The following is a 26667-nucleotide window of genomic DNA, read 5'->3' on the forward strand; positions in this document are numbered from 1 at the left end:
CGCATTACGAACGTTGCATCACGACTTCTACGTCTACAACCCGACGCCGCGCGAGCTTCGAGGCTCTCGACTGAATGTTGCGCCGCAGTCGCGGCGATTGGTGTTAAGACTTGCGCAACTGAAATGCAGCGGGCGAGCTGCCAGAGGTTCGAAAGGTGCTAACCAAACGCCCGCCTTCAATAGGGGTTCGAGCTCTCGCCACGGAAGGCCTTTCCATCGCGCGGCTTGCCGGGCAACAAAAGCTTCATCAGATCCAATTCGCCGTCGCTCACAAACGCCTAATCTCTCACTCCAGCAGTCTCTGCGGGAAGTGACATGCTCTTCGCGAGCAAACCGACTCCGGCGACGCTAGGGCCCAGATGGAGAATGATGTGGGCTTCTCGCAGCGCCGGACCACCTCGCCCTTAAACGGAACTTTTGGTCTGGGGCCGCCGCTTGTTCTGAGCGGCCCGAGACATAGGTGACACTTTATACTGAGCACAGGAGTTTCACTGTCCGCTTTCGCGGCTCCGCCGCCCGAACTCATTGAAAAGTTAATTGGGGGCCCCCGGCTTCGAGGCCGGTGGGGCGGTCGTCGACTCGGCTGCTGCCGGTGGAGAGCGGCCGATGATGACAGTGAGCAAGCCCTGGCTCCAGAGGCGCCTTGCGGCCGCTTTGGCGTCGTCCAGGGTGACCGCATCGACGACAGCGTTGCGCTTCTCGATGTAGTCGATCGGCAGCTTGTCCTGCTGATATTGCAGCAAAGCCTGCGCAAGCTTCGAGGAGGTGTCGAGCGCCAGCATCTGCGAGCCCTTGAGGTAGGATTTGGCCTCGTCGAGCTCCTTCTGCGTCGGGCCCTCCTCGGCGATGCGGCGCACCTCCTTGTCGATGGCATCGATGGTGTCGCCGGCACGGTCGGCGCGGGTGCCGGTGTTGCCGATGAAGATCGCCGAATGCTCCATCCAGAGCAGCGATTCGAACACCGAATAAGCCAGCCCGCGCTTCTCGCGGACCTCACGATGCAGCCGCGAGGACAACCCGCCGCCGCCGAGGATGTGGTTGACGACATAGGCCGCCATGAAGTTCGGATCGCTGCGCTTCACCCCGGGACCGCCGAAGGTGATCACGGTCTGGGGCACGTCGAGCGTCACGAAGGCGCGTTGCGGTGGCTTGGCGGCCTCGACGTTGGGGACCGGCACGAGATTGGCCTTGGCGGGCAGGCTGCCAAACGTGTGGTCGAGCAGCTTGCCGAGGGTTGTCGGATCGACATCACCAACCACCGCGATCTTGAGCGTGTCCTTGGCGAGCACGCGGCCGACATAATCCTTCATGTCGGCAACCGTGATGGTCGGAACGCTGTCGAGGTTGCCGTTGGACTGCCGACCGTAGGGATGATCGCCGAAAGCAACCTCCAGGAATTTGCGGCTCGCCAGCGAGGTCGGGTTGGTGGTCTCGCAGCGCAGGCCTGAGATCACCCGCGAGCGAATGCGTTCGACATCGGCGGTTTCGAAATGCGGCGAGGTCAGCGCGCTCCGCAGCAGGTCGAAGGCCTCGTCCTTGTTGTCGCGCAGCATGCGCAGGCTGCCGCGGAACGTGTCGCGGGTGGCGCTGAAAGAGAGCTCGATGGCACGGCGATCGAGCCGCTCATGGAAGGTCTTGGAATCGAGATCGCCGGAGCCTTCGTCGAGGAGATCGCCGACCAGATTGGCGACGCCCGATTTGTCCTTGGGATCCTGGGCCGAACCGCCGGCAAAGGAATATTCCATGGCGATCAGCGGCACGGTCGCATCCTGCACGAACCAGGCCTCGATGCCGCCCGGCGAGGTCAAATGCTGGATCTTCGCCGCCGCCTGTGACGGCGAGACGGTAGCGAGCGCGAGTGCCGCGCCGGTGGCAAAGGAGAATGCAACGCGTCGAAGGAAGGGATAGGTCACGAACGCTTCTCCTCGCGCTTGGTGGTCGCGGTGTCTTTGATCAGATAGCCCGTCACCGAGCGCTTCTTCTCGAGCCATTTCTGCGCGACGGTGCGGACCTGCTCGGCGGTGACGGCGCGGATGCGATCTGGCCAGCTCCGGATGTCCTCGATCGACAGGCCCGTGGTCAGTGCGCCGCCATACCAGCGCGCCAGCACCGCCTGGTTGTCCTGGGCGTAGATCGCCTCGGCGATGAGCTGGGTCTTGACCCGCTCGAGATCCTCGGCGCGGATCGGATTCTGCGCGATGTCGGCAATGACGCCGTCGACCACCTGCTCGACCTCGGCGAAGCTGACCCCGGATTTGGGCGAAGCCGAGATCGCGAACTGGGTCGGGTCGAGCGAGATGCTCGAATAGCTGGCGCTGGCGGAGACCGCGAGCGGCTTGTCCACCACGAGCGCGCGGTAGAGATAGGAATTGCTGCCGCTGCCCATCAGCTGCGCCAGCACGTCGAGGGCCGCGCTTTCGCCGGCCGCAGCCGTGGTCGCCGAGGGCACTAGGTAATAGCGTCGCAAGCCGGGTTGCTCGACGCGCGGATCGGCCAGGGTCACGGTGCGCGGCGCCGCGGGTTCCGGCTCCTGCGGGCGGACGCGGCGCGCCGGGATCGCGGGCTGCGCCGGGATGGCGCCGAAATTGCGCTCGACCAGCGGGCGGATGTCGGCGGGCTCGACGTCGCCGGCGATCACCAGGATCGCGTTGTTCGGCGCATAGAAGCGGCGGTAGAAGGCGAGCGCATCCTCGCGATCGAGCTTCTCGATCTCCTGGTGCCAGCCGATCACCGGCCGGCCGTAGGGATGGTTGAGATAGAGCGCGGCCATGATCTGCTCGTTCAGCCGCGCGTCCGGATTGTTGGCGACGCGCATGTTGAATTCTTCCAGCACGACCTCGCGCTCGGGCCGCACGTTCTCATCCTTCAGGATCAGGCCGGTCATGCGGTCGGCTTCGAAGTCCATCATCCGCGCGAGCTGCTCGCGCGGCACGCGCTGGAAATAGGCGGTGTAATCGAGGGAGGTGAAGGCGTTCTCGTTGCCGCCGATCCGCCCCACGGTCTGCGAGAATTCGCCGGCCGGATGGTTGGCCGTTCCCTTGAACATCAGGTGCTCGAGGAAGTGCGCGAGCCCGGACTTGCCCGACTTCTCGTCGGCGGAGCCAACCTTGTACCAGATCATCTCCGTCACCACCGGTGTGCGGTGATCGACGATCACCACGACTTGCAGGCCATTCTGAAGCGTGAAGCTCGCTGGTCGTTCCCAGCTGTGTGTGATCTGGGCAAGAACGCTCCTGTTCGCAGGAACGCCGCCGGAACTAGGATCCTGACTATTTTCCGCTCTATATTCGACCGCCGGCGCGGTAGGGGTCATCGAGGCCAGGGCAAAAGTGGCCGCGCCAATCAATGTCAGGGACCTGGAATTTTTCATGTGATGGCCTTTGGTCAGTGGAGATCCACGTTCTGCAGCGGACATCGCGACAAAGCAGGTGAGCCGCACGCCGTGGTAAGCAGCGGAGCAAATGTCGGGCCAATCTCGTGACTCTTCTGCGCACCGGCCGGCGCAGTCAGCTGGGCGCAAGCGCGGCGCAAAGCGTGTCTTCTCTTCGAAAGCCAACCCGCACTCTGTTTGGTATCCGCGAAACATGTTGCGAACACGACGTTGCACACACGACAACTCGCTGCCTCGCCGTTGCCCCACTTTTCTGAGCACCCCTGCACGACTTCGTTTCGAAGGGCCTCGAACGGCTGGTCGCAGTGTGCCGAACCAAGGCTATTAGGAAACGATTTCCATGCCTCTTTACCCACACGGCTCTTTCGCGCGTCAGGACACGAGCCCGAACATGTCGAGCAACTGACGATCTAGCTGAGAGGGATCGTCGAGCAGCTCAGCGGCTACACCACAAGAGAATTGGAGCGTGCGCACCAGCTCAGGAATCAGAGTTTCGGGTTTAAGCCGCGTCAGCCGCGCGTGCTTTAGACGGGGTGCGACCCTGTCCACAGTCGATCCGCATCATAGACGATATGGACGCAGTGCCCGCGACCCAGCGGCGGCATAGTCTGCGGTGGGCAACGGCGTCTTTGAAACCTAGATTGATGGCCATCAAGCGAGTAAGCACGGCCCAGTCGCCGTCTTCAAGATAGCTGATCACATGGCCGTAGCCCCGGATGGGTCCGCTTCACTACCAGAGGTCCTGATCTATTAAAAAACGTGCATTTTTTAAGGGTTTGTGAATGGCGAACGAGTGCCTCGCCGGGAAGGCGATTGAGAGGTCCTCCGCAAGAACGGTCTCGTTTGGATGCTTCAGAAGGGAGCAATAGTCCCCGGGAAGAAGGGGCGCTTCAACGACGCTCTCGAAAGCGGCGCGCTATGGACTTGCTGCGACAGTGGACTCCCGAGTGTAATGGACTCACAGCGCCGAAACCTTCTTAGGTGCGTATAGTTTGCCCGCGCGAATATGGCGAGTTGTCGCCTGAACACTTCATCGCTAAAGAGCACTGTCTTCGATTACGCTGAGGGGTGGCGGGCCCGTAAGGTCCGGCTGACTGCGTCGATCGGCAGGCTGAGGAGCGATGGCAGACTGAAGCTTGACCTCGAGGGATTTCCGTACCAGTCGACGGACGAAATGCCGCAACCGAAGCTGCCCCAGCTCATCAACTGCATTCGCCGGCCGGCAACTGCAGCCCGCGTGAGCGCGTCGAGCGCGCTCGTATTGCGATATCTCCCCATACCCATGGAACGGACGAACGGTCAGCTGGCCCATGCGAGGTCACGCCCGAGTTGGCAACTGCCGGCTTCACGCAAGTAGGACAGGTTGGATGTTGGCGTTCCCTACCAGCTTGTATCTGACCACTGACTCGTCGACATCGCGGAAGAAAGCTAATTCAAGCAGCTAGTGTGTGGGTCTGACAGTTTGTTGGACACACCCGGGCGCAGGCGCTGCAGCCGATGCAAGCGCCTTCCTCCTTCAACACCATGACTTTTTTTTCGAGCTCATCGTCCTCCTCATCGAGATCGATGATTTCGCCATCCTCGCATAGCCCCTTCAGCGTCATAACCTCGCGGCCGCAAACCTTGTAGCAGCGGCCGCAGCCGATGCACTTCTTGGGATCGATAGAAACCAGGTAGTCCGGCCTCCAATTGCGACCGTCGCGGGTCCTGAATGACATTGGCTTCGGGTCCGTTATGCTTTTTCAAGCGCTTGGAGATGTTGACGCTTGCTTTCGAGCTCGCTGAAGGCAGCGTGGGCGTTGTGGGCCACGCTCAGGATCGAGGGCCAGTTGACCGGCAGCTCCTCGGAGAGGTCGTGGAGGTCCATCTTGGCTTGGGTCGCCTTGGCCGACAGTTTCTTTATTTCCGCTTTCAGGCTTTCAACATCGCTCATGCTTGCCTCAATAATTTGCCACTTCCGGAAACTTACGGATTATCTCAACGCCACTGTTGACGAATTTGTCGCCTTGATCAGCGAGATCAGAGAGATGGCCGAAACCAAAGCGATGTACGTCGCGCAGCTGCTTGCTCACGACAACGAGCCGGCCGCCGATCAAGACGATCCGACCGAACCCTTCGTTGTGCATCTTCAGCATTGGGGAGATCATCACTCCGGTCGCCTTCTCGATCGAGAGCGCAACCGCGTGAAAGAACAGCTCCAGCCGCCATGTCGTCTCGGGGGCGGGATTGCCGACGATCGGCAGCGCACGGCGCTTGCGCTTATCGAGAACGTAGGGTTCGAGCAAATCGAGATCCTCCTTGTCCTCCCAGGCACCGTGGGAGTCCTGGGCGCGCCAGATCTTGACGAGCTCTTTCAGAAATGGCCGCTCCGCCGCCGCGGGGGCTGGAGTGACTTCGGACGTATCTCCCATCCTCGTTCCTTCAGGTTTCGAAATCCACTGTACGTTCCGGGTCTTTGGCGAGCAGCTTCCGCAGCCAGGGCGGCGGCGAGCCCTTCAGCACGGTTTCGAGTTTGACGCAAAGTTCGTCGATGGGCTCTGGTTGCAGCACCTTCATCGGATGGATCTTGCTCGCGACCACTCGTGCAGCACCCGAGCCGCCGATCGCCGCAACATAGAGGATTGCGCAGTCCCTGATCGCCTCGATCTTGGGCGCTAGCTTATCCTCATTGCCGTCTTCCGTGAGGTCACCACCGAACTGGATCGCCTCAATAAACCGATGCCCCTCCGGGCTGACCTCGTAGATCGCGATGTTCTTGGCCCAGCCGAAGTGCGCATCGACATGCTTCAAGTCCTGAGTGGCAAATGCAACTTTCATCCGTGTTGTTTTCTCTCCCTGCTCAATGCAACCGAGGCGAAACGACCTGCAGGCCAGAGTTGGTGAATCGCCAGCTGTCAGGCGTCGGCCGATGGTTGATCTCTCGGTCGGTGATAATGAGATTGGCGATGTCAAAGATCAGGTCGCGCGTGCCGCGATAACCAACCATTGTGAGGTGCGCAGCGCCAAGGCGATCGAACATGGGAAAGCCCACCCGGAAGAATGGAACATTGAGTCGCGAAGCCGCCTGGCGACCATGTGAATGGGAAATCAAAAGGTCGCAGTCACGCGTCCTGGCAAGCTCTTCAAGATCCTCCAGATCGCCGATCAGGACGTCCTCGGTCCTGACTCGCTGCAGCACCGGTGAGTTCGTCGTCGTCACCGCAGCAGTGACCTGCGCCCCCATCTCATGGAGCGAGCTGGAGAGATCAAATAGCAAGTCCGGCTCGGCGCCGATCGCGAGCTTGCGGCCGCCGATATGGAAATGAGCATCCAGCATGGCGTCTGCCAGCTGTCCACGCTGCCGGCGATACTTCGAGGGTACTGACCGGCCAGTGATCTGGCTCAAGAACGCCATAAATTCGTCGTTTGGGATAAGGCCACAGAGCCGCTCGAATAGACGGAACGGCGCGCCTGTCCGCACCTGCATGGTCTCGGCCGCACGGCGCATTTGCGCGCCGATCGCGATCGTCCAGGCCACCTGCCCCATGGTCGCAATTTCGTCCACTCCAATCCCCCCGATCGTAGTCGGCGTGAATTCGTCGGGGATGTGGCCGTCCAGCGAACCTGCAAGGTCCGGCAGGAAGGAGGGCTTGAGACCGAAATCCTCAAAGATCGTGCGAAGCTCGTCGAGGTCGCCGGGCGTGAGGTGGCACCCAGGTAGCACGTTAACGCGGGACGCATCGCGCGGTCTCGCTGGGTCGAACGGAGTCACAAGCACCTCGATCATCCGCGCCACCGTCTTGCCCCAGCCATCCTGCAAGGCATCCTTGAAATCCGGAGTCGAGACGTAGACAAGGGGGAGCTTTTCGAGCTGCGGGTGCTTCTGTCGGATCAACCGGATGAAGGCTTCGACGTCATCGCCGTTGGTTTCGGTGACCCCAGTTGAATTGATGCCAATGATCTCGGGCGCGATGCGATTGTAGATATTGAGGATTGCCTGTTCGAGATTCTCGTGGCCGCCGAGCACGGTCGCAACCTCGCTCATAGCAGTTGTCTGCATCGGCACGGCTTCATTGAAATGGCGCACGAACAGCGTCAGCCCAAAGGAGGCGCAACCTTGCGGGCCGTGCAAAAGCGGCATCGCGCCGCGCAACCCCATGAAGGCAAATGAGCCGCCGATCGGCTGGCTCATCTTGAGCGGATTGACCGAACAGGCTTTCTTCGAGGTAGTGACGATCGCCATGTCCCCTACTCCGCCGCCTGCAATGCCGCCGGCTGGAGATCGGACGGAATGTCCTTACGAGCAATGCACCGCCCGCTGGAACTGGTGAACGGCTTGGTGGGCTCGGCGAGCTTCGGGCCATGCGCCGCAATCGCGCTCTCACCCTCGCTGGCCTCAGCTTGATTGGAAAAATTTATCGTCCTGACGCTGTTCCTGCTCGGGTCCCGAACTGGATCCTCGGCTTGCGCATGCATCTGGGCAGCCGTCCTTGCCTGAAGATTCCGGTCGAACTCATCCCATGGCGCGGCTTGGCGGAGCTGATCCCATATCGGATTGTAGAGCGCCTTCTCGATCTCCTCCATGAGCTTGAGAATCCCGACATAGCCCATATAGGCGTGGCAGCGCTCCTGGTTGATATCGAGCCACGGCAGCGCCGCCTTTAGTGCGACGAATTGCGACTTGCCGCCCGAGAGCATGATATCGGCTTTTGCGTCCTTGAGCATCTTGTAGATCTCGCGAGGCGACATGTCCTCGATCATATGGGCGTCCTGGCCCATTAATTCCTTGATACGTTCCTTGTCCTTCTTGGTCGATTTCTTCACGGACGTGCCGACGATCTCAAGCCCGGCCTCCTGCAAGGCGGCCACCATCGACCAGGATTTCACACCGCCGGTGATGAGAACAACCCTCTTGCCGGCAAAGCGCGGCTTGAAACGTTCAATCGCAGCCCAGGCCTTGGTCTCTTCGCGTGCGATCAGGGCTTGCGTGCGTTCCATCAGCTCAGCCGGCGCGCCACTTTCGATCAGCATGCGCGCGATCTGGCGGAGTGAATCGCTGGTATCCTCAATACCGTAGAAGGAGCCTTCAAAAAACGGGATGCCGTAGCGCTGCCTCATCTTGCGTGCGACGTTGATCATTGCCCTTGAGCAAACCATCATCGCGGCTTTGGCCCGGTGCGAATAAGCGACCTCGCGATACTTGCCGTCCCCCGAGATGCAGGACAGGATCCGGATTCCGAGCTCATCGAGCAGGGGCTTGATCTGCCAAAGCTCGCCGGACAGATTGTATTCACCGATGATGTTGATATCATACGATGTCGTGTAATCCGGCTCTCCGGTACCGATGACGTGCTCCAGCAGTGCTTCGCCAGCAAGCTTGTTACCAAGATTCTTCGACCCGACAAATCCCGGTGAATTGATGGGAATGACCGGCTTGCCGAATTTGGCGGAGGCCGCCTTGCAGACCATATCGATGTCGTCACCGATCATTGCGGGCACGCATGTCTGGTAGACGAAGATGGCCTGCGGGTTGTATTTCTCTGTGATCTCCTTCACTGCCCTGTACAGCCGCTTCTCGCCGCCGAAGACGATATCGGTCTCGCTCATATCTGTGGTGAAGCTTCTGCGCCACAGATCGGAGCCGGACGAGACCGAACCACGATTGTCCCAGGAATTGCCCTCACAGGCGATTGGACCATGCACAAGATGGGCGACATCGGTGAAGGGCTGCAGCGCGACTTTGGCGCCATCGAAGGCACATCCGCCGGCGGCGCCGCCCGGCTTGAGCTGCTTGGTGCAACCATTCTTACGCTCGACCTTCGACTTGCTCGCGTTCCTGGCGCAGCCCGGTTCGTTAAAGACGTCCTGTATGGTCGTGGGAAGCGAAGTCATGGTGTCTCTCTCGGGGATGTTAACACACCGCAGACCACAAGGATGACCGGCGGAGAACCTGTGATCCCCGCCGCAGCGCCGCTGTTTCTGCGGACGATGAGGCGGGGAGCTCGCCTTAGCGTATGATGTCGAAGCTGTAGTCTGTCTTGCCAACCGAGCTGGTCTTTCGATCGATCTCATCAAAGATCTTGTCGAGAATCTTGACCAGCACATTCATGCTCCCCTGATAGCCCCACACTGGATAACGATGGTGATGATGGCGATCGAAGATGGGAAAGCCGATGCGGATTAGCGGCGTTCCGGTGTCACGCTCGAGATACTTGCCGTAGGTGTTACCGATCAGGAAATCGACCGGCTCTGTGAACAGGAGCGATCGCATGTGCCAGAGATCCTTGCCTGGGAAGGCGCGGCAGTTTTTACCGAAGGGCGAGCTCGCGAACAGCGCCTGCATCTTCAGCTCCCACGCCTTACTCGCGTTCGTCGACAGCACGTGGGTCGGCTCAGCGCCGAGCTCCAGCAGGAATGCGGCCAAACCATAGCAGAGGTCTGGATCGCCGTAGATCGCGAACTTCTTGCCGTGAACATGCGCGCTGGAATCAGCCATTGCGTCTACCAGACGCCCGCGCTCCTGCTCCAGCGCATTTGGAATTGCCTTGTTGGTGATACGCGACAGTGTCATCAGGAAATCGTCCGTGGCGCTGACGCCCAGCGGGTGATTGAAAGCGACGACCTCCTGATCGTGCCCTTTGATGAAGGACAACGTCTTCTCCGTGCAATATTGCTGCATGGAAATGGTTGCCTTGGCGTGGACTGCGTTCGCGGCATCCTTTAGTGTAGTGCCCCCATCATACATGCGGAACTCGCCGTCCGTCGGGGTATCGAACACGTCACTGTTATCCGCGAGGATGGTGTAGCCGATGCCCATCAGCTCGAAGATCCGCTTTATCTCACGGACGTTTCCGACAGTATAGCCGTCGAAGCCACCGATGAAGTTGATCGTGTTGTTCGCTTTGCGCTCGAGTTTTGGGGCCGTGCCGGCTTTGCCATCCCAGAAGTGCTCGAGGATGCCCTTGAGCGTGTTGTCGTAGCCAGTAACGTGGCTGCCGACGAACGCAGGAGTGTGAGCGAATGGTACGTCGTAGTCCGCTGGGACAGAACCTTTTTCCTTTGATGTTTTGATGAAGGCATTGAGGTCGTCGCCGATGACTTCCGCCATGCAGGTCGTGGCGACCGCGATCATCTTCGGCTTGTACATGCTATAGCTGTTGGCAAGCCCGTCGGTAAGATTGTTAAGCCCCCCGAACACGGCCGCGTCTTCCGTCATGGACGAGGAGACGCACGAGGTCGGCTCCTTGAAGTGCCGTGACAGATGGCTGCGATAATACGCGACGCAGCCTTGTGAGCCGTGGACGAACGGCAGTGTGCGCTCGAACCCGAGGGCGGCGAACACCGCGCCCAGCGGCTGGCAAGCCTTCGCCGGATTAACGGTTAGCGCCTCGCGGGCGAAGTTCTTCTCGCGGTACTCGGATGTCTTGGACCATTCTTTGATGCGATCGACTTCGGCGGGATCATGCGGATTCTCAAATAGCGCCTTCTTCTTGGCCAGCATCTGCTTGTATTCGTCTCCCCGGAAAAGCTCCGAGTGGTCGAGTATGTGTTCGGCGTTCTGTGTCATCATGGTACTCTGTGGGTTCTTGCGTTCGTTCTCCTGCCCTTCCCCTCCTCTGCGGAAAGAAACGGCCCGGGGTCGGCGTTCCTATTCCGCTGCCATGAGGCTCGGCTGCGGAGCGTCCTTCCACGGCGCGGTGGTCTTCCCCCAGATCGGGGAGTTAATCGCCATGTCCATGTCGCGGGCGAAGATCGCGAAGCCGTCATAGCCGTGGTAAGGACCCGAGTAGTCCCAGGAATGCATTTGGCGGAACGGCACGCCCATTTTTTGGAAGACGTATTTTTCCTTGATACCGGAGCCGACCAGGTCTGGCCGGATCTTTTCGACGAAGCGCTCGAATTCGTAGCCGGTGACATCGTCGTAGATCAGCGTGCCATCTTTGACGTAGTGCTGGGCGGTGCGTTGGTAGTCATCGTTGTGCCCGAACTCATAGCCCGTGCCGACAACATCCATGCCGAGGTCCTCATAGGCGCCGATGACGTGGCGAGGACGTAAGCCGCCCACGAACAGCATTACCGTCTTGCCTTCAAGCCGCGGCCGGTATTTCGCGGTCACAGCATCGACAAGCGGCTGATATTTCGCGATGACGCGTTCGGCGCCTTCCTTGATCTTCTCATCGAAGAAGCTTGCAATTTTTCGCAGCGACTCCGCGATTTTGGAAGGACCGAAGAAGTTGTACTCGCACCAGGGAATCCCGAATTTTTCCTCCATGTGCCGTGAGATGTAGTTCATCGAGCGATAGCAATGCAGTATGTTGAGCTTTGCCTTCGGCGTCGCCTCCAATTCAGCGAGAGATCCATCCCCGGACCACTGGGCGATGACGCGTAGGCCCATTTCTTCCAGCAGGATTCGTGACGACCATGCGTCGCCGCCGATGTTGTAGTCGCCGATGATCGCAACATCATATGGCGTCGGTTCAAATTTAGGGCTGGTCTCTGGGGCGCTCTTGTCAAAGATCCAATCCCGAACGGCGTCGTTCGCGATGTGATGGCCGAGCGATTGCGACACGCCGCGGAAGCCCTCGCAGCGCACAGGCACGATGGTTTTGCCGCCATATTCCTTCGACTTTTCTCGGGAGACCGCCTCGATATCGTCACCGATCAAGCCAATCGGACATTCGGACTGAATGGTGATGCCCCTGTTGAGAGGAAATAGCTCCTGGAGCTCATCGATGAGTTTCGTGATCTTTTTATCGCCACCGAACACGATGTCCTTCTCCTGAAAATCGGAGGTGAACTGCAGTGTCACGAACGTGTCGATGCCGGTCGTCCCGACGTAGTAGTTGCGCCGCGAGCCCCACGAGTACTGACCGCAGCCGACCGGACCGTGGCTGATGTGGATCATGTCCTTGATGGGTCCCCAGACCACGCCCTTGGAGCCCGCATAGGCGCAGCCGCGGATGGTCATCACGCCGGGAATGGACTTGATATTCGATTTGACTCCACAATCCGACTTCCCCGCCTCGTGAACACTGAGATGCTTGGCGCGCCTTTTGGCGGTCTTCTCGGGGTAGACCGTCAACACCTCATCGATTAGCTGCTTGTTGCGCGCCTTGATCTCTGCAACATCTTGGGTAGGTGCTCGGCTCATACAGGTTTCCTTTTCGATTGTGGTCTCAACAAGAAGCGACGCTTTTGCGGTCGGCCGACGGATTTCCGATCCGGCGTTCAGGTAAGCGTGCAATCTGCGTGGGCGGTCCTACCGATCGCAACTTCGCGACGTTCATGCCGCAGCGGTCGTTCACGATCATGTAGCTCATCTCGGCTGAGCGGTTAGGAGCGCCATGTGTGACGCTGTCTATCGATGACCAAGACGCTTCTCGGTGAAGTCATGCCTGCTCTCCAGCGGTTGGTCATATCGGCTTCTTTATTCACTCGCGTGCGATCACGGGGCATGTCCCTGTGCATGGGATGCAAAGGACTAACAGCCGCCTCCTGCGAGGGGTCTGCAACGAGTGTGCCAGCGCCGGTTGAATAAAAAAAGCAACGTTTATAGAGCTAGATAGCTGCCGGATGCGGATTGTTATAAACCTGACCCTGTCTGCCACCAACAAGCGTAACCGCAACGCCCTGTCTGAAACAAAACAATCGGATACGCTCTGCACCAGCGGCGTGGCTGGAGTCTGGCCGCGCCGACGTCACTCCAATGCGCAGCCTTGCTTCGTACGCGCCGATCCAACGATCGCATACACCATCCGTTCGAAGCGGATTCCAGCGCGGTTAGATGTGCCCATCGTGCTCTCGATCCCACCCCGAGCAAGAATCGCATCGTGCGCTCCACCACCTGCTGCAGATGTCTCCACAAGAACTCAGTTGCCCAGCAGCAGTCCTCTTCCATTTCCGCATGGTCTCTCGCTCCGGCGTTCTTTTGTTTGATACTGCGGAGAGGCGCGCTCGAAGGGGCGAACAGCTGACGCCGTGGAGAGCACGTAAGCTGATCAATTCCCAAGCAGGGCGGTAGCTTAAACTCCGCAAACGGTCACCGTGGGCTTGCCCGGATTGGTCGCGTCCCCAGTGGTGGTGTAGCTCGGTAGAGCAAAGCCGCCCGGACGCGCGCCTTCAAATTGCGCCGTAGCGGGCGGGCGGCTTTGCGGTGGTCACCGGCAGTTCTCCGGTAGGATCGGGTTGCGACACGCCAACGCAACCGAGGAACCACCGATGACCGAAGACATGATGAACCTGCGCACGCTCGTGGAGAAGACCCCTGATGCCGATCTGTTGCGCGAGATGATCGGCTTTGCCGCCCAGCGCCTGATGGAGCTGGAAATGGAGGGCCAGACCGGGGCGGCCTATGGCGAGAAGAGCTCCGAGCGTCTGGCCCAGCGCAACGGCTACCGCGACCGGATCTGGGAGACCCGTGCCGGCGCGGTCGAGCTGCGCATTCCCAAGCTGCGCAAGGGCTCCTACTTCCCGGGCTTTTTGGAGCCGCGCCGGATGGCCGAGAAGGCGCTCACCGCCGTGGTGCAGGAGGCCTATGTGCAGGGCGTCTCGACCCGTTCGGTGGACGATCTGGTGCAGGCGATGGGCATGACCGGCATTTCCAAGAGCCAGGTGAGCCGGCTGTGTGGCGAGATCGACGACAAGGTGAAGGCCTTCCTCGCCCGTCCGATCGAGGGCGACTGGCCGTATCTGTGGATCGATGCCACCTACGTGAAGGTGCGCCAGAATGGCCGCATCGTATCTGTCGCGGTGATCGTCGCAGTCGGCGTCAACAGCGACGGCCGCCGCGAAGTGCTCGGCATGGACATCGGTCCTTCCGAAGCCGAGACGTTCTGGACGGCGTTCCTGCGCAAGCTCGCCCGCCGCGGCCTGCGCGGCGTCAAGCTGGTCGTCTCCGACGCCCACGAGGACATCAAGGCCACCGTGGCAAGGTGCTCAACGCCAGCTGGCAGCGCTGCCGCGTCCACTTCATGCGCAACGCCCTGGCGCATGCCGGCAAGAGCGGCCGGCGTGTCGTCTCCGCCTTCATCGCCACCGCGTTTGCCCAGGACGATGCCGAGGCCGCGCGAGCGCAGTGGCGCAAGGTCGCCGATCAGCTCCGGCCCAAGCTGCCCAAGCTTGCCGGCTTTCTCGACGAGGCCGAAACCGACGTGCTCGCTTACATGACGTTCCCGCCGCAGCATCGCACCAAGCTGCACTCCACCAACCCGATCGAACGTCTCAACGGCGAGATCAAGCGGCGGACCGAGGTGGTCGGCATCTTTCCCAATGAAGACGCCATCGTCCGCCTCATCGGCGCGATCCTGCTGGAGCAGAACGACGAGTGGGCGGTCCAGCGGGCCCGCTACATGACGCTGGAAACCATCGCGCCGTTGAGCGATGATCCAACCGTCAGCCTTCCGGCGATCGCCAGCTGACCTGCCCGGCTCTTGCCGGCGAACGCGGTGTCCCCCGCCAGCTACACCACGCCACGGGACACGATCCCCGGATTTCAATTTGCCGGCTACCACACAGGGCGCTTCCGCATCAAACAATCTGCAGGTTTTTGCGTTCGGCGTAGTTCGACAAAGGGGAACATCGGATTCTGACGCGTCAGACAGTTTGAGCGGATTCACGGAAAGGCCGGCAGCTTCGCAAGTGTCGGCAGTCGAGATAAGGCAGGTCGAATGCGGACCACTGGTCGATTTATCCTTTCTCGTTCCAGGACAGGATCGAACTTCCTTACGCTTACCTCCGTTGCGTGGTATATCAATCGCCATTGAAACCAGTTTTGCTAACGCGCTCCGCCAGCATTTTTGCAGAGCAGCGCGCCGATGGTCCACTTGAACGGTATTTTTCTTGCCCAGGTAATTTATGGTAAAAAGGCCAAGACCTCCGACCGAAGTGCTCAGGTGCGGATTTCACGCATTGCAACGCTTGTAAATTGGTGCATCACCACTGTTACGGGATAATAGCGCTTGGGTTCGTGGGACTTGCGCTCAAGGACATACCCATCACGGCGCTGTCGAATGCAAATCCAATTATCCAGGTTGCCATTCTGAGCGTTTATATTTCGTGCTGGGCTTACGGGACCAGCATCGACAAGAAAATCCAGGGTGGAATCTATGCGGACGACCCACAGGAGGACGTGTCCGGACCGGATCAACTGCTGCTGTCGCCTTTCTCGCGGTTGTTTCAGTCATTTTGCGTCCTGAATGAGATGGAGGAGAAGTTCACGTTAGAACCGGCCATCGGGCGTGAGCGATCCCGAAAGCCCAGGGGTCGGCGCCGGCGTTCTTCAAGATGATCAGCTTCGGCTTCCGTGACGGACCCTGTTCGTCGATGCCGCGCTTCGCGAGGAGTATGAACGGCTCCACTTCGAAAATCGACGCCGCCAAAGACCGGTTACTTGCCGCATTGAAGCTCGAGGGAGGGAAGAAGAAAGTATCGCCCAATCGCTCACCTTGAACATCACCGAGCACCGGCAGCTCGGGATGTCGTCGCGCTTTCCGCTTTGATCAGCATGTCCGTTGGGCTGGTTGGAATGATCCCACTTGGTACCTTCTCCCAACCATCATCGCCTTCTAGGTTCGGCGTCACTACGCCTGGGGCAATCCTGAACGTCGTCATTGGCTTGACCGCGCTCAGCTAAATTGATTCTCCGTGTCAGTGCCGATTGTCCTCGAAATCCGCATTGGACGCCATGTCACGGCATTCGGTGCTTGGGCTGGCGAAGACTCCAGCCGGGATCCCGCTCTAACGATGTCTGCCCTCTGGATGGAAGATGCCCGTCGAGCAAGCGGAGATCATCTCCTCCGAATCGATCGCTCTGCCTCGCGCGCCTTTCGCTTCTCTAGGGACGAGTTGGCTGCTGCACTAAGCCGCCGCGCCGGTTCACGACCTAGCGCTCGACCCGTTAATCTTCCCTTTTGAGCTTCTCGCGCTCCTGCTGAAGCGCTTTGGTCTCTCGGGCGACTTCGCGTCCTTCCCAGTTGGTCCTGGAAACGCTGGCGGGTCTCGGGCGAGAACAGCGGGGGCGAAGGATTCAGTCAGCCGAATCTCGATTGCAGATCGGGCACTGCAGGGTGAGTTCATGAGCGCTTTTGCCGCCGTCGGGTTAGATGTCATGAACCCTCCATTTCGGCAGCTCTTAGGCCCGAATAAACGTGATCCGGCCCCCTTCGCCACGCTTCCGATGTGGCTTTATCTTTATTTCGACGTCCTGATCGAACGCCGCCAGCATGCGCAGCAGCTTCTCCACGGAAACCAACCTGAACTGCCCTTGAAGCAGCTTGGAGATGTTGGGCTGCTTCACGCCGACGAGCTTCGCGGCTTCGGTCTGAGTGATCTCCCGCTCCGCCATCAACCGCTTCAGTGTACAATGAGGGCTGCCTTGAGTTGGTACTCGTCCGCGTTCGAGAGGCGGTTGGCCGGCAACTTCTTCTTCGTGCTCATGATCGAGCTGCGTTTATTCCGTCTTGATAGGTTCCGTGTCGCGCAGGCGCTGCCATGCGAGGCCAGATCGTCCCATATGCGGATCGGCGGCCAAAAGAGCTGCTGATCGGACCGCGTGAAGGTCAATTTGAACGCTCTACCGCGCTCGAGTGTCTTCGGAGTTTTGGCTTAACCTGTTGCGGGTGTGCTCGTCTTGGGGAACCGCATATATAGACCGGGGAGCACATATATGTGTGCTTAAGAGTATGGAGCCTGCGGAATTCAGCGTAAGACACGCGTCACTTCCATAGAAGAGATTCTGGCCAATCTGTGAACTCCAACTCGAAGCTACGTAGGCCGGTGGGTTTTGTCGTGAATTTAAGGGTCTTCCCTGAAAGGTCGGCCAATGAACCAGATGCGAATGTGAAAACTGTCGTGCCGGAAGTTGCGACCCCAATGTCTTGCTCGCCTTCCATGCTAGAGAAGTCGGTCGCCTCGGAGAGTTGCCCAAGTGCAACTCCCTCCAGCGCGTGGTGAAATTCCATTGAGGCCAAGTATGTCCTTTTGTCAGCAGCCCACTCGCTGACCGACACTGCTGTGATCCCCGCGTCGGTCAAGAGACCACCTGCGATCCGGCAGCCATATTGAACGGTGAGAATAACCCGCTCATTCCGAACTCCGGCCGGCTCTCGATCGGCGGCAGTGATCGTGCAAGCGTACCGCCTTGTTTCCGCAACCGCCCCCCTACCTAGCCCGATCCACTCGAGAGCGGAACATAGTACAAAAGCGAGAGCGGGTCTTATCATTCGACTGCACCTGAACTGAAACATCGTTCCCTGCTCTGTACAATCTGACGCTACGGGCGATTCAAGCTCCTTCGATCGCTCTGCCGGATCAACGTTACTCAGGTGACTGCGGTGTCGCAGAAGCGAGGTGTCAAACGCCATCCGGAACTGCCCCCTTTGCGTCATGAAGAACTGCCCCCACCCTCGGTTTCATGATGTTGTTTGATGGTCGTTTCCGCCGGTGACGGGACGGAGGGAGGCGGAGCCGACCGGAGGGCCGTCACCGGCGGGCGGCGCCTTGATGAGGCCGCTCTTCCGTTTGGCGCGGAGCCGGTAGCTGTCGCCGCGGATCGTCAGCACGTGGCTGTGGTGCAGGAGCCGGTCGAGGATCGCGGTGGCGACCACGGGATCGGCGAACACGGTGCCCCATTCGGCAACGCTGCGGTTCGACGTGATCAGCATGGCACCGGTTTCGTAACGGCGGCTGACCAGCTGGAAGAACAGATGCGCGGCGTCCGGCTCCAGCGGCAGATAGCCGAGCTCGTCAACGATAAGAAGCTTTGGCTTCGCCAGCGCGAGCAGCTTCTCGTCCAGGCGCCGCTCGCCATGCGCCTTGGCCAGGCCCGCGACGAGCGTCGTCGCCGTGGTGAACTGCACGGTGTAACCGGCCAGGATCGCTTCTCGCCCGAGTGCGATCGACAAGTGCGTCTTACCGACGCCCGGCGGGCCGAGCAGCAGCACATTCTCGCCGTTGGCGATCCAACGTGACGCGGCCAAATCGCGGATCTGCTTGGGATCGATCGAGGGCTGCGCCTCGAAGTCGAAGCCTGTGAGCTCCTTCACGGCGGGGAAGTGTGCAAGCTTCAGCGCCATATCGATGCGGCGATGATCCTTGCGCGCGATCTCACGTTCGCACAGCAGGATCAGCGTCTCACGGGCCGACAGGTTCGCGCGCGCCGCCTCGTCGAGCAGGCTGTCGAGCTGATCGCGGATGCCGGAGAGCTGCAATCGCGCCAGCATGGCATCAAGGGGATCAGTCGGTGCTTCGGTTGCCTTCTTTGCGCGCGTCATCAGAAGCTTCCCCCGATCACGGCTTCATATTCGGCAAGCGGACGCAACAATGAATGCGGGGGAGACGATTCCTGCACCGCCGCTGCAATCTCCGGGCGGCGGACCGCGCCATTGCGCCCGGCAACACCATCGAGATGGATCGGATCGACGATCCGCAGCCGGCGCCCCTTCGATTGCTCGTGAACCGCGACCTGGTGCACGCCATGGCGGATCCGCACCTCGCCAGCCGCGACGGTCACCGCGACGCGCTCACCAATAAGGCGCCAAGGTACCGAGTAACTGTTGGTGTCGATCTCGATGGAACAATCATTGCCGACGATCCGGGTTAGCTCGCGCAAGGATCCGAACGAAGGCCGCCCGCCGAGCGGTTTTAGCCGGTGGGCCTCGTCTCGTGCGAAGCGGATGATCGGTGCTTCGCCGGTCGTGCCGTGGATACGGACGTTCGCAACCTCTCGCTCCCACCTGGCGAGATGGGCCTCAAACGCTTCCCAACTTGCAAACGAATGACCTGCGATCGCGTTCTTCTTCACATAGCCAACGCCATTCTCCGTCTTGCCCTTTGTGCGTGCCCGATATGGTGCGCAGGCCCGAGGACGGAAGCCCCAGTGCTTCGAGAAGGCAATCAGCCTGTCGTTGAACTGAACCGACCGGCTCACCGCGTCGTGGCGCACCACAAGTGCGCGTGGGTTATCCATCAGCACTTCCTCGGGTACACCGCTGAAGGTGGTGAATGTGCTCTCGAGCCCGGCAAACCAGTGCTCTTGCTTCTCGGCACGGAACGCTCGCACATGGAGCCGTCGCGAATGTCCGAGCGTCGCCACGAACACGAATGCCTTGACCTTCGTTCCGCCGATCTCGACCAGGCGCTCCCCGAAGTCGATTTGCAGCTGGCGACCCGGAGGTGTCTCGAACCGCGTCGTCGCAAGCGCCTCCGCCTTCAGCGCCTGCCGATAAGGCCGCACCGCGCGCTGCAGCGTTCGCCGGCTGACTGTCACGCCTTTCTCATTCAATAGATCCTGGCGCACCACGTCTGCATTGCCACGATGGCGAATGAACCTCTCGCGCAGCCAGCCCTCAAGGCCATGGAGCCGTTGCGGCCTCTCGGGCGACTTAAACGGCTTCACCCCGCCCGCCGCCACGTAGTCCTTCACCGTGTGATGGCTGCAGCCCAACTGCCGCGCAATCCGCTTCACACCCCACCCGCACGCCCTCAGGCGCAACATCTCCGCCACGTCATCCGGCGTCTTCATCACCTGCCCCCGTGGATCACTCCACGACGAGCCTCTAGTGATTCGCTCCTCGTTCATTTGCTCTCTCCTTGGCTACCCAAGGAGGGGGCAATTCCTCATGGCGCCGAGGGGGCAGTTTTCCATGGCGCGCGACAGCGAGGCGAGCGGTATCCCCCGGCAGTGCCCTTGGACGGGGCCGGACCGATTTCATTGTCGGTGCGCAGCGGGCAGCACGTCGGTGAACCAAGGCTATGGGCCGAGCTTTTCAGGTCGGCGGCGGCCATGAGAGGCGCGACGGCCCGCGGCGCCGGAGCGCTACATTCCTGACCCAGGCGCAGGCGCTCTGTGAGCGGACGCTATTTAAGCGGAATGCTCCCGCGGCACAGGTCCCAAAATTTTGCTTCACAATCTCAATGTAAAAGGAAACGTGGCCGAGACAAGCCGTTCAAAGGCAGAATGCCGCTCAAGCAGACGCTCTTCGAGCATCTTACGCTGGAGATCATCTAGCTCGCTTTGAAGCCTTCTGCGACAACGCCAAATGTCATTCCGTACGGATCTGATCTCATTCAAGCGCTCGTCAATCGAAGTCATCACGGATACCGTATCCAACTTGAACCAGCCATGGACAAGTGCTCAATCACGTTCTTCCTCGCTAACACGCCGATAACTCTTAGGACTTGGGCCATCTGCGGACTGATGTCACGATCTCCTCCCAGCGTGTCCTCTTGTATCGGCATCATTCAACGCAAGAGCACGAAGTAGCGGTTGCTCCTGCAGAAGTTCAGCTTATTTTGCCCCAGCGCGCAGGATTTCAAAACCGAGCAGCAGCCCGTGAGTGGGCCGACTTGGTAATCCAACCAACACCCGCCGGATCAGGGGTCAGGCTGGTCACCTGTCGAATTGGAGTAGCGATCAATCGGACGGTCGCGCCGTCAAACTCTGGGCAGCCGCGCCTTTCAGACTTGAGCACGGCAATTGCCATGCCAGCGAACCTCAGGTGGAATTGTCCATGTTCGGTTCGGAGGCTCGTCCTTTACGAACGAGCCGGGCTTCGCGGCGGCGGCGCGCCAGAGCGGCCCGGATATGAGTCGGAGAGGCTTCAGTCGGCAGGGCTCGGCGAAATCGTGAACGATGCGCACCGCCAGGCGCCTCGGCTCAGTGTCTCGCCCAGCTGCGTAGGTCTTGTTACCGCCGTTCCCGCGTGCGGCTGGCAAGCGAACCTCACCACAAAGGTATCTGCGATCACTCTAGCCCGGCCTGGCACTTGTGGCATCTGTGACACTGAATGTAGTGATCAAACCAAGACATCCTAGTTTGTTTGTTCGTCCGGACCCGTTCTACAACTAAATCAGCAACTTGCATCTCGGACGCAACTGGCACCGCAGTTGCTAATTGTCCAATGACACCGTGAGCGCTGAGCGCGGCCATGGGTGTAAGACGGATACATCAACTTTCCCCTCAAGCCCTTGCGTGAACGCCGCGGCGGGCTCCTCAAAGTCGTACATTTTGATGCAGCCTCGCTTGAGGATCCGCTGCATGCTGCGCCGGACCGTCGAGGAACGCGTGGCATCGCTTTCGACTGTTTCCTTGTTTAACAATCAGAACTAATGAGGCGGTGTATGAACATGTTGATCCCGGAGCTTCGGCTTGTCGCTGAAGCATCTATTTTCGCTATTGGGCTGTTGATGTCGTCAGGAGCTAACGCCGACGATGATCTGATGAGAAACGCCAAGCAGATCTTCCATCCGATCCCCTCGGTCATTCCTGCGGTAAAAAACAATCCGGTGACGCATGGAAAGGTCGAGCTTGGCAAGATGCTGTTCTTCGATCCGCGTCTATCGGCGAGCGGGATCATTAGCTGCAATACGTGCCACAATCTCGGCACCGGCGGAGTCGATGCCGGTCCGACCTCCGTTGGTCACGGCTGGAAGGTCGGCCTACGTCGGGCGCCAACCGTCTACAACGCAGTGTTCAATGCGGCGCAATTCTGGGACGGACGCGCCGCGGACCTCAAGGCGCAAGCCACCGGCCCGGTGCAGGCGAGTGCCGAAATGAATGCGACTCCGGATCATGTGCTCGGTATCTTGAACTCAATGCCCAGCTACGTCGCGCTGTTCAACAACGCCTTTCCGAACGAAGCGAGACCGGTCACCTTTGAAAATTTTGCGAAGGCGATCGAGGCTTTTGAAGCGACTCTCATTACACCTGCGGCTCCGTTCGACCAGTATCTGGAGGGCAATACACGTGCTCTCGATGATCAGCAGAAGTCAGGGTTGGCACTGTTTATGGCGAAGGGATGTTCCTCTTGCCACAATGGAATCAATCTCGGCGGACAGGCCTACTTCCCGTTCGGCGTGATGAAAAAGCCGGACGCAAGCGTGCTTCCGGACGCCGATAAGGGCCGATTCGCGGTTACCTGGGCGGCTGGCGACGAATATGTCTTCCGCGCGGCGCCATTGCGGAACGTCGCGTTGCGAGCCCCTTACTTCCATTCGGGCCAGGTTTGGAGCCTGAAGCAAGCTGTTGCCCTAATGAGTGACATCCAGCTCGGCGCCAAGCTTAGCGATAGGGAGGAAAACGACATTGTCGCATTTCTGAATTCGCTGACCGGTCGGCTGCCTAAGATCGAGTATCCGATACTGCCGACGCGCACCAACACGACACCAAAGCCTTCAATAGACAGATAGGCTTAGCAGCACCGGCCTCATTCCCTGCCGAACAGCAACAGATGCGCTCCAAGAGCCCGGGGTCCCGCAATGACGCCAAAATGAATGATCCCCTGCTGTCACTGATAAGCAGGCACATAAAAAGCCGCCCGGCCTCAATGCGAGGCCGGGCGAAAGTCACGCGGGAGCGACGCTGCTTTCCGCATCGTTCCAGCTTTCGTCGGTAGGGAGGACTACCGGCGATCGACTTACGACGAGGGCATTCGCCGTCAAACAGGGAGAAGCGGATATCGCTCTGCACAACTTATCGAGCCGCTTGCCTTCCGCTCCTGTCGTAAACTTCAGGACTTGCTCACCACTTGCCAGCTGTCCGGTTGGCACGGGCAGCCCCTTGATGGAGCTGGGATCCATCGCGCAGGCGGTTTGACTGCCGAGCCCTGAAACTCAACCGTCAGTTTGCCGTCACGCGCCAGTATTTGGCACCGCCGATACCAGCAAATCTTCCCGAAGACCGCGCGAAGGCGCAAATTAGGTATGAAACTCCGCAAGGGCGGTAAAATAGATTGTTGTGATGGGACGCATCCATGGGATGGATAAATGAAGCGATAGGACTGCGGTTCGCGTCGAGCGTAAGTGACTTGGAATATGTCACCTAATCGGTATGGCCGGCATGCGGTCGTCCGCCGGATTCGGGCTTGTCGCCGCTGTATGCGATCGCCTCCGCCGGGGCAAACCGGCATTCGTAGGCGCTGGACACTTTGGAAGCTCGCAAGGATATCGCGAGCTCCCAAAGCGCGTTCATCTTATTCACAGATACGTTGGCGACACGCTCCGTACGATCATGCCTCGGCCCGCAACTCGCGTGCGGCGGCCACCATATTGACGAGCGCGGGACGCACCTCCTCCCATCTTCGCGTTTTCAGTCCGCAGTCGGGATTGATCCAGAGCTGCCGATCGGAAACCCGCTGCCGCGCCAACACAATCAGCTGCTTGATCTCGGCTGCTGCGGGAATGCGCGGTGAATGAATGTCATAGACGCCCGGCCCAATTTCACTAGGATATTTGTAGCTCTTGAAAGCGTCGAGCAATTCCATTTTGGAGCGCGACGCCTCGATTGAAATGACGTCGGCATCCATTGCTGCGATCGCATCGATGATTTCGTTGAACTCGGAATAGCACATGTGCGTATGGATCTGAGTTCCGTCAGCGACAGCGGAGGAGCAAACGCGGAAACTGTCCACTGCCCAATCGAGATAGTCCTTCCACTGCGATTTGCGCAGCGGCAATCCCTCCCGCAACGCAGCCTCGTCGATCTGGATCATGGTCGCTCCAGCTGCCTCAAGGTCGATGACCTCGTCTCGGATCGCGAGAGCGATCTGTCGGCATGTCTCGCTCCGCGGGATGTCGTCACGGACAAACGACCAGTTCAGGATCGTCACCGGTCCGGTCAGCATAGCCTTGACGGGTTTTTTGGTCAGAGACTGCGCATGTCGCCACCATTTAACGGTCATGGGCTTCGGGCGGGAGACATCTCCAAACAGGATAGGAGGACGAACGCACCGCGAGCCATAAGACTGAACCCAGCCGTGCTTGGTGAATGCGAAACCCAACAGCTGCTCGCCAAAGTATTGAACCATGTCATTGCGCTCGAACTCGCCGTGTACGAGCACGTCCAGGCCGATATCTTCCTGCCAATGCACGGTATGGGCTGTCTCCGCTTTCAGAAGCTGCTCGTACTGCGTGTCATTCAGCGCTCCCCGCGCATGAGCTGCACGCGCATTGCGGACGTCCGCCGTTTGCGGGAAGGATCCGATGGTTGTGGTTGGAAACATTGGCAATGCGAAGGCGACGCGCTGGACGTCGGCGCGCTGGGTGAACGCACTGCGACGGCGACGCATGCTATCGTCGATCGCGGCCATTCGTCCGGCGACGTTCGCACTGTGGATCTTCGGCGATGTTTCGCGAGTGACGGATGCATCCTCTGAGAGCGTGAGTTCATCGGCCACGTCGGCAGCATAGCCAGCCAGCGCTTTGCCCAGTATCGAAAGTTCCTTGATCTTCTGCACTGAGAACGCCAACCACGTCTTCAGATTGGGATCGAGATCGATCTCTAGCTCAATGTCGGTCGGAACATGAAGCAGCGAGCAGGAGGGGGCAATCTGAACACGGTCCCTGCCCAGTTTTTTGACCATGGGAGCAAGTTGGTCGAGTAGCGCCGGCAGATTAGAACGCCACACGTTGCGACCATCAACGACACCGAGCGAGACCACGAGATCTCTACGGGCTCTGGCGACAATCGCGTCCAACTGGTCAGGTGCACGAACCAGGTCGACATGAAGCCCGGCAACGGGCAAGGCCAAGACTGTTTCAAGATTGTCGCCGACAGCCCCGAAGTATGTGGCCAGCATGATTTTAAGGGCCGGCACGGCCTTAGCGAAATGAGCATAGGCCCGGCGGACAGCCGCCCGAGATGCTTCGTCGACGTCCATCACTAGGCATGGCTCGTCGAGCTGGACCCATTCAGCGCCGCGCGAGGCTAGTTCGCGGAGAACATCGACATAGACGGGGAGGAGGCGATCAAGCAGCGACAGCGGATTGAATGCGGGATTTACGCTTTTGCCGAGCTTCAGGAAAGTGACTGGGCCCACTAGGACGGGCCGCGTCTGATAGCCGAGGCTTCTTGCCTCCTCATATTCCTCGATCGGCTTCCGAGAGGCATACGTAAAGATCTGATCCTGGTGAAATTCCGGCACCATGTAGTGGTAGTTCGTATCGAACCACTTCGTCATCTCCTGTGCGGCTACGCCGGGCCCATGCTGAGCGTGACCACCGTCTTGAGCGCCACGCGCCATGGTGAAGTAGGTTTTGAGCGACACAGGACCTTCGTTCCAGCCGTAAACGTCGGGAATGGCGCCGACCATTAGGCTGGTATCGAGCACATGGTCGTAGAGCGAGAAGTCATTCGAAGGAATGACGGTCGCACCGCGGGATTTCTGCCGTGCCCAATTAGCGGCACGAAGTCCACTCCCCGCCTCGAGGAGCTCGGCTTCGCTGGATTTTCCCGCCCAGTAGCTCTCGAGCGCGAATTTGAGTTCGCGTCGTGGGCCGATGCGTGACGTCCCCAGTGTGGCAACGGGAAGCGAAAGGATTGACATAGCTTAGACCCCATGTTGGGGCAAAGGCCATGGCGGACGCAGACAGCGAACATCGCGTGAGCGACAACTGCTTGGCGCACACCGGGACGCCCCGCCCGTGGACGATATCTTGTCGAGGCAGGTCTCCTGGCTCACGGGTCGTCGCTGCTGTCCGGCCTTCCCGAAGCCGCATGGCTTCAGTGACTTCGTTGGACAGCGGCTCGCCGCTTACAGTTGCGGGGGCAGCGCCGGCATTGCACCGGCTTCCCTCTTAGCTCCAGATCAAACGAAATCCGGAGACCGCGACGGCTTGAATTATGCGCACGAGGATCGATGCGTCAACCTACCGATTCTCGCTGCGATATTGCCCAAGCGATTACGAGCGCACTAGGCGGGCACGACGGTCTTGCTCGCGGCCTGGTGAACACGCCCGGATCTGTGGAGGCTCCGCTTGTGAAATGCATTCGCTCCTTGCTCGCGTAACGGTTGAGCTCCACGACCGGAACGAACCCGGGCAGCTTTCGGTATCTGTGTGATCGCGAGGAGGCGACCTTTTCCGTCAGCAGCTTTTCGAACCAGCGCGTCAGGAAGGTGCGATCATCCTCGGCCGGCATCCGTTTGGTCACAGCCCACGAGGCTCCCTAGACATTTCGAAAGCCGGATTGCTCCAGGACCGCACGGATGATCAGGTCGGCTCCTTGGTGTTCGGCGGCCCGCGACCAGGCACGAGGTCGTCCGCCTCCGTGAGGTTGGCCAAGATGATCTTCTCGGTGCAATAGGTGTTCACGTGCTGAGCGACTTTTGCGCCGGCTTCGATGCGTCCGTGGCTGCTCGACGCCGGTCTGCCTCGCCTCGACTCGCGGCCTGCGATGATAGGCCTTAACGCGGCCACTGAGCATCGAGGGCCTTGTCCTTGTTCGTGACAATTTCGACGGTGTCCTCCGACAGAGCCCTTTGAGGGGTTCCTCGGAGTCGCTCAGCGTCTTAAGCTCATAACGA

General features: G+C 59.7%; 16 protein-coding genes, 1 pseudogene and 1 riboswitch. Of the genes and pseudogenes, 3 read left to right on the forward strand and 14 right to left on the reverse strand.

Annotated elements, in window-relative coordinates:
* Positions 1-533 precede the first annotated feature (533 nt).
* From BcanWU425_RS33780 to nifD, 10 genes are all read right to left on the reverse strand, one after another.
* A complete protein-coding gene (locus tag BcanWU425_RS33780; RefSeq protein ID WP_231189470.1) occupies positions 534-1913 on the reverse strand; it encodes a M16 family metallopeptidase in 1380 nt (459 codons plus the stop codon).
* The gene (locus tag BcanWU425_RS33785; RefSeq protein WP_231189472.1) at positions 1910-3370 is read right to left on the reverse strand and encodes a M16 family metallopeptidase; all 1461 of its coding nucleotides are present in this window, start codon (positions 3368-3370) and stop codon (positions 1910-1912) included. The genes BcanWU425_RS33780 and BcanWU425_RS33785 overlap by 4 nt, the downstream gene beginning before the upstream one ends.
* Positions 3371-4824: 1454 nt before the next feature.
* Positions 4825-5109 (reverse strand): ferredoxin III, nif-specific, encoded by a 285-nt coding sequence (gene fdxB, locus BcanWU425_RS33790; RefSeq protein WP_231189474.1) that lies wholly within the window; start codon positions 5107-5109, stop codon positions 4825-4827.
* Between the two features lie 14 nt (positions 5110-5123).
* Positions 5124-5324, reverse strand: a complete 201-nt coding sequence (locus BcanWU425_RS33795) for a CCE_0567 family metalloprotein (protein WP_085383723.1) — start codon at positions 5322-5324, stop codon at positions 5124-5126.
* Between the two features lie 7 nt (positions 5325-5331).
* The gene (locus tag BcanWU425_RS33800; protein WP_231189476.1) at positions 5332-5802 is read right to left on the reverse strand and encodes a NifX-associated nitrogen fixation protein; all 471 of its coding nucleotides are present in this window, start codon (positions 5800-5802) and stop codon (positions 5332-5334) included.
* Between the two features lie 10 nt (positions 5803-5812).
* Positions 5813-6208: a nitrogen fixation protein NifX gene (nifX, locus tag BcanWU425_RS33805; protein WP_231189477.1), complete on the reverse strand. Its 396-nt coding sequence runs from the start codon at positions 6206-6208 to the stop codon at positions 5813-5815.
* 22 nt (positions 6209-6230) lie between these two features.
* A complete protein-coding gene (gene nifN, locus BcanWU425_RS33810; protein WP_085383726.1) occupies positions 6231-7613 on the reverse strand; it encodes a nitrogenase iron-molybdenum cofactor biosynthesis protein NifN in 1383 nt (460 codons plus the stop codon).
* A 5-nt stretch (positions 7614-7618) separates the two neighbouring features.
* Complete coding sequence (nifE, locus tag BcanWU425_RS33815; RefSeq protein WP_231190980.1) at positions 7619-9262, reverse strand: nitrogenase iron-molybdenum cofactor biosynthesis protein NifE; 1644 nt, start codon at positions 9260-9262, stop codon at positions 7619-7621.
* A 115-nt stretch (positions 9263-9377) separates the two neighbouring features.
* Positions 9378-10937 carry a nitrogenase molybdenum-iron protein subunit beta gene (gene nifK / locus BcanWU425_RS33820; RefSeq protein WP_085383745.1) on the reverse strand — a complete coding sequence of 520 codons (1560 nt, stop codon included), beginning with the start codon at positions 10935-10937 and terminating at the stop codon, positions 9378-9380.
* 81 nt (positions 10938-11018) lie between these two features.
* Positions 11019-12521, reverse strand: a complete 1503-nt coding sequence (gene nifD / locus BcanWU425_RS33825; protein WP_085383728.1) for a nitrogenase molybdenum-iron protein alpha chain — start codon at positions 12519-12521, stop codon at positions 11019-11021.
* A 1067-nt stretch (positions 12522-13588) separates the two neighbouring features.
* Here nifD and BcanWU425_RS33830 point away from each other — a divergent pair.
* Positions 13589-14787: pseudogene (locus tag BcanWU425_RS33830) on the forward strand (IS256 family transposase).
* A gap of 795 nt (positions 14788-15582) precedes the next feature.
* On the opposite strand, the gene BcanWU425_RS33835 reads toward BcanWU425_RS33830, so the two are convergent.
* Entirely contained in the window at positions 15583-15804 is a 222-nt protein-coding gene (locus tag BcanWU425_RS33835; RefSeq protein WP_143273815.1) for a hypothetical protein, read from the reverse strand.
* Positions 15805-16442: 638 nt separating this feature from the next.
* Between BcanWU425_RS33835 and BcanWU425_RS37880 the strand changes: the two genes are divergently transcribed.
* The gene (locus BcanWU425_RS37880) at positions 16443-16910 is read left to right on the forward strand and encodes a hypothetical protein (RefSeq protein ID WP_445818645.1); all 468 of its coding nucleotides are present in this window, start codon (positions 16443-16445) and stop codon (positions 16908-16910) included.
* 868 nt (positions 16911-17778) lie between these two features.
* On the opposite strand, the gene istB is transcribed toward BcanWU425_RS37880, so the two are convergent.
* Both istB and istA read right to left on the reverse strand, forming a co-directional pair.
* Positions 17779-18639, reverse strand: a complete 861-nt coding sequence (gene istB / locus BcanWU425_RS33845; RefSeq protein WP_231189121.1) for an IS21-like element helper ATPase IstB — start codon at positions 18637-18639, stop codon at positions 17779-17781.
* Positions 18639-19946 (reverse strand): IS21 family transposase, encoded by a 1308-nt coding sequence (gene istA / locus BcanWU425_RS33850; protein ID WP_231189123.1) that lies wholly within the window; start codon positions 19944-19946, stop codon positions 18639-18641. The genes istB and istA overlap by 1 nt, the downstream gene beginning before the upstream one ends.
* Before the next feature lie 1541 nt (positions 19947-21487).
* On the opposite strand from istA, the gene BcanWU425_RS33855 reads away from it, so the two are divergent.
* The gene (locus BcanWU425_RS33855; protein WP_326952279.1) at positions 21488-22555 is read left to right on the forward strand and encodes a cytochrome-c peroxidase; all 1068 of its coding nucleotides are present in this window, start codon (positions 21488-21490) and stop codon (positions 22553-22555) included.
* An 818-nt stretch (positions 22556-23373) separates the two neighbouring features.
* On the opposite strand, the gene metE is transcribed toward BcanWU425_RS33855, so the two are convergent.
* The gene (metE, locus tag BcanWU425_RS33860; protein ID WP_231189478.1) at positions 23374-25689 is read right to left on the reverse strand and encodes a 5-methyltetrahydropteroyltriglutamate--homocysteine S-methyltransferase; all 2316 of its coding nucleotides are present in this window, start codon (positions 25687-25689) and stop codon (positions 23374-23376) included.
* Between the two features lie 99 nt (positions 25690-25788).
* Positions 25789-25988, reverse strand: a riboswitch (cobalamin riboswitch).
* Positions 25989-26667 lie beyond the last annotated feature (679 nt).

The sequence above is a fragment of the Bradyrhizobium sp. WU425 genome (assembly GCF_021052305.1).
In the GTDB taxonomy this organism is placed as follows: Bacteria; Pseudomonadota; Alphaproteobacteria; order Rhizobiales; family Xanthobacteraceae; genus Bradyrhizobium; species Bradyrhizobium canariense_D.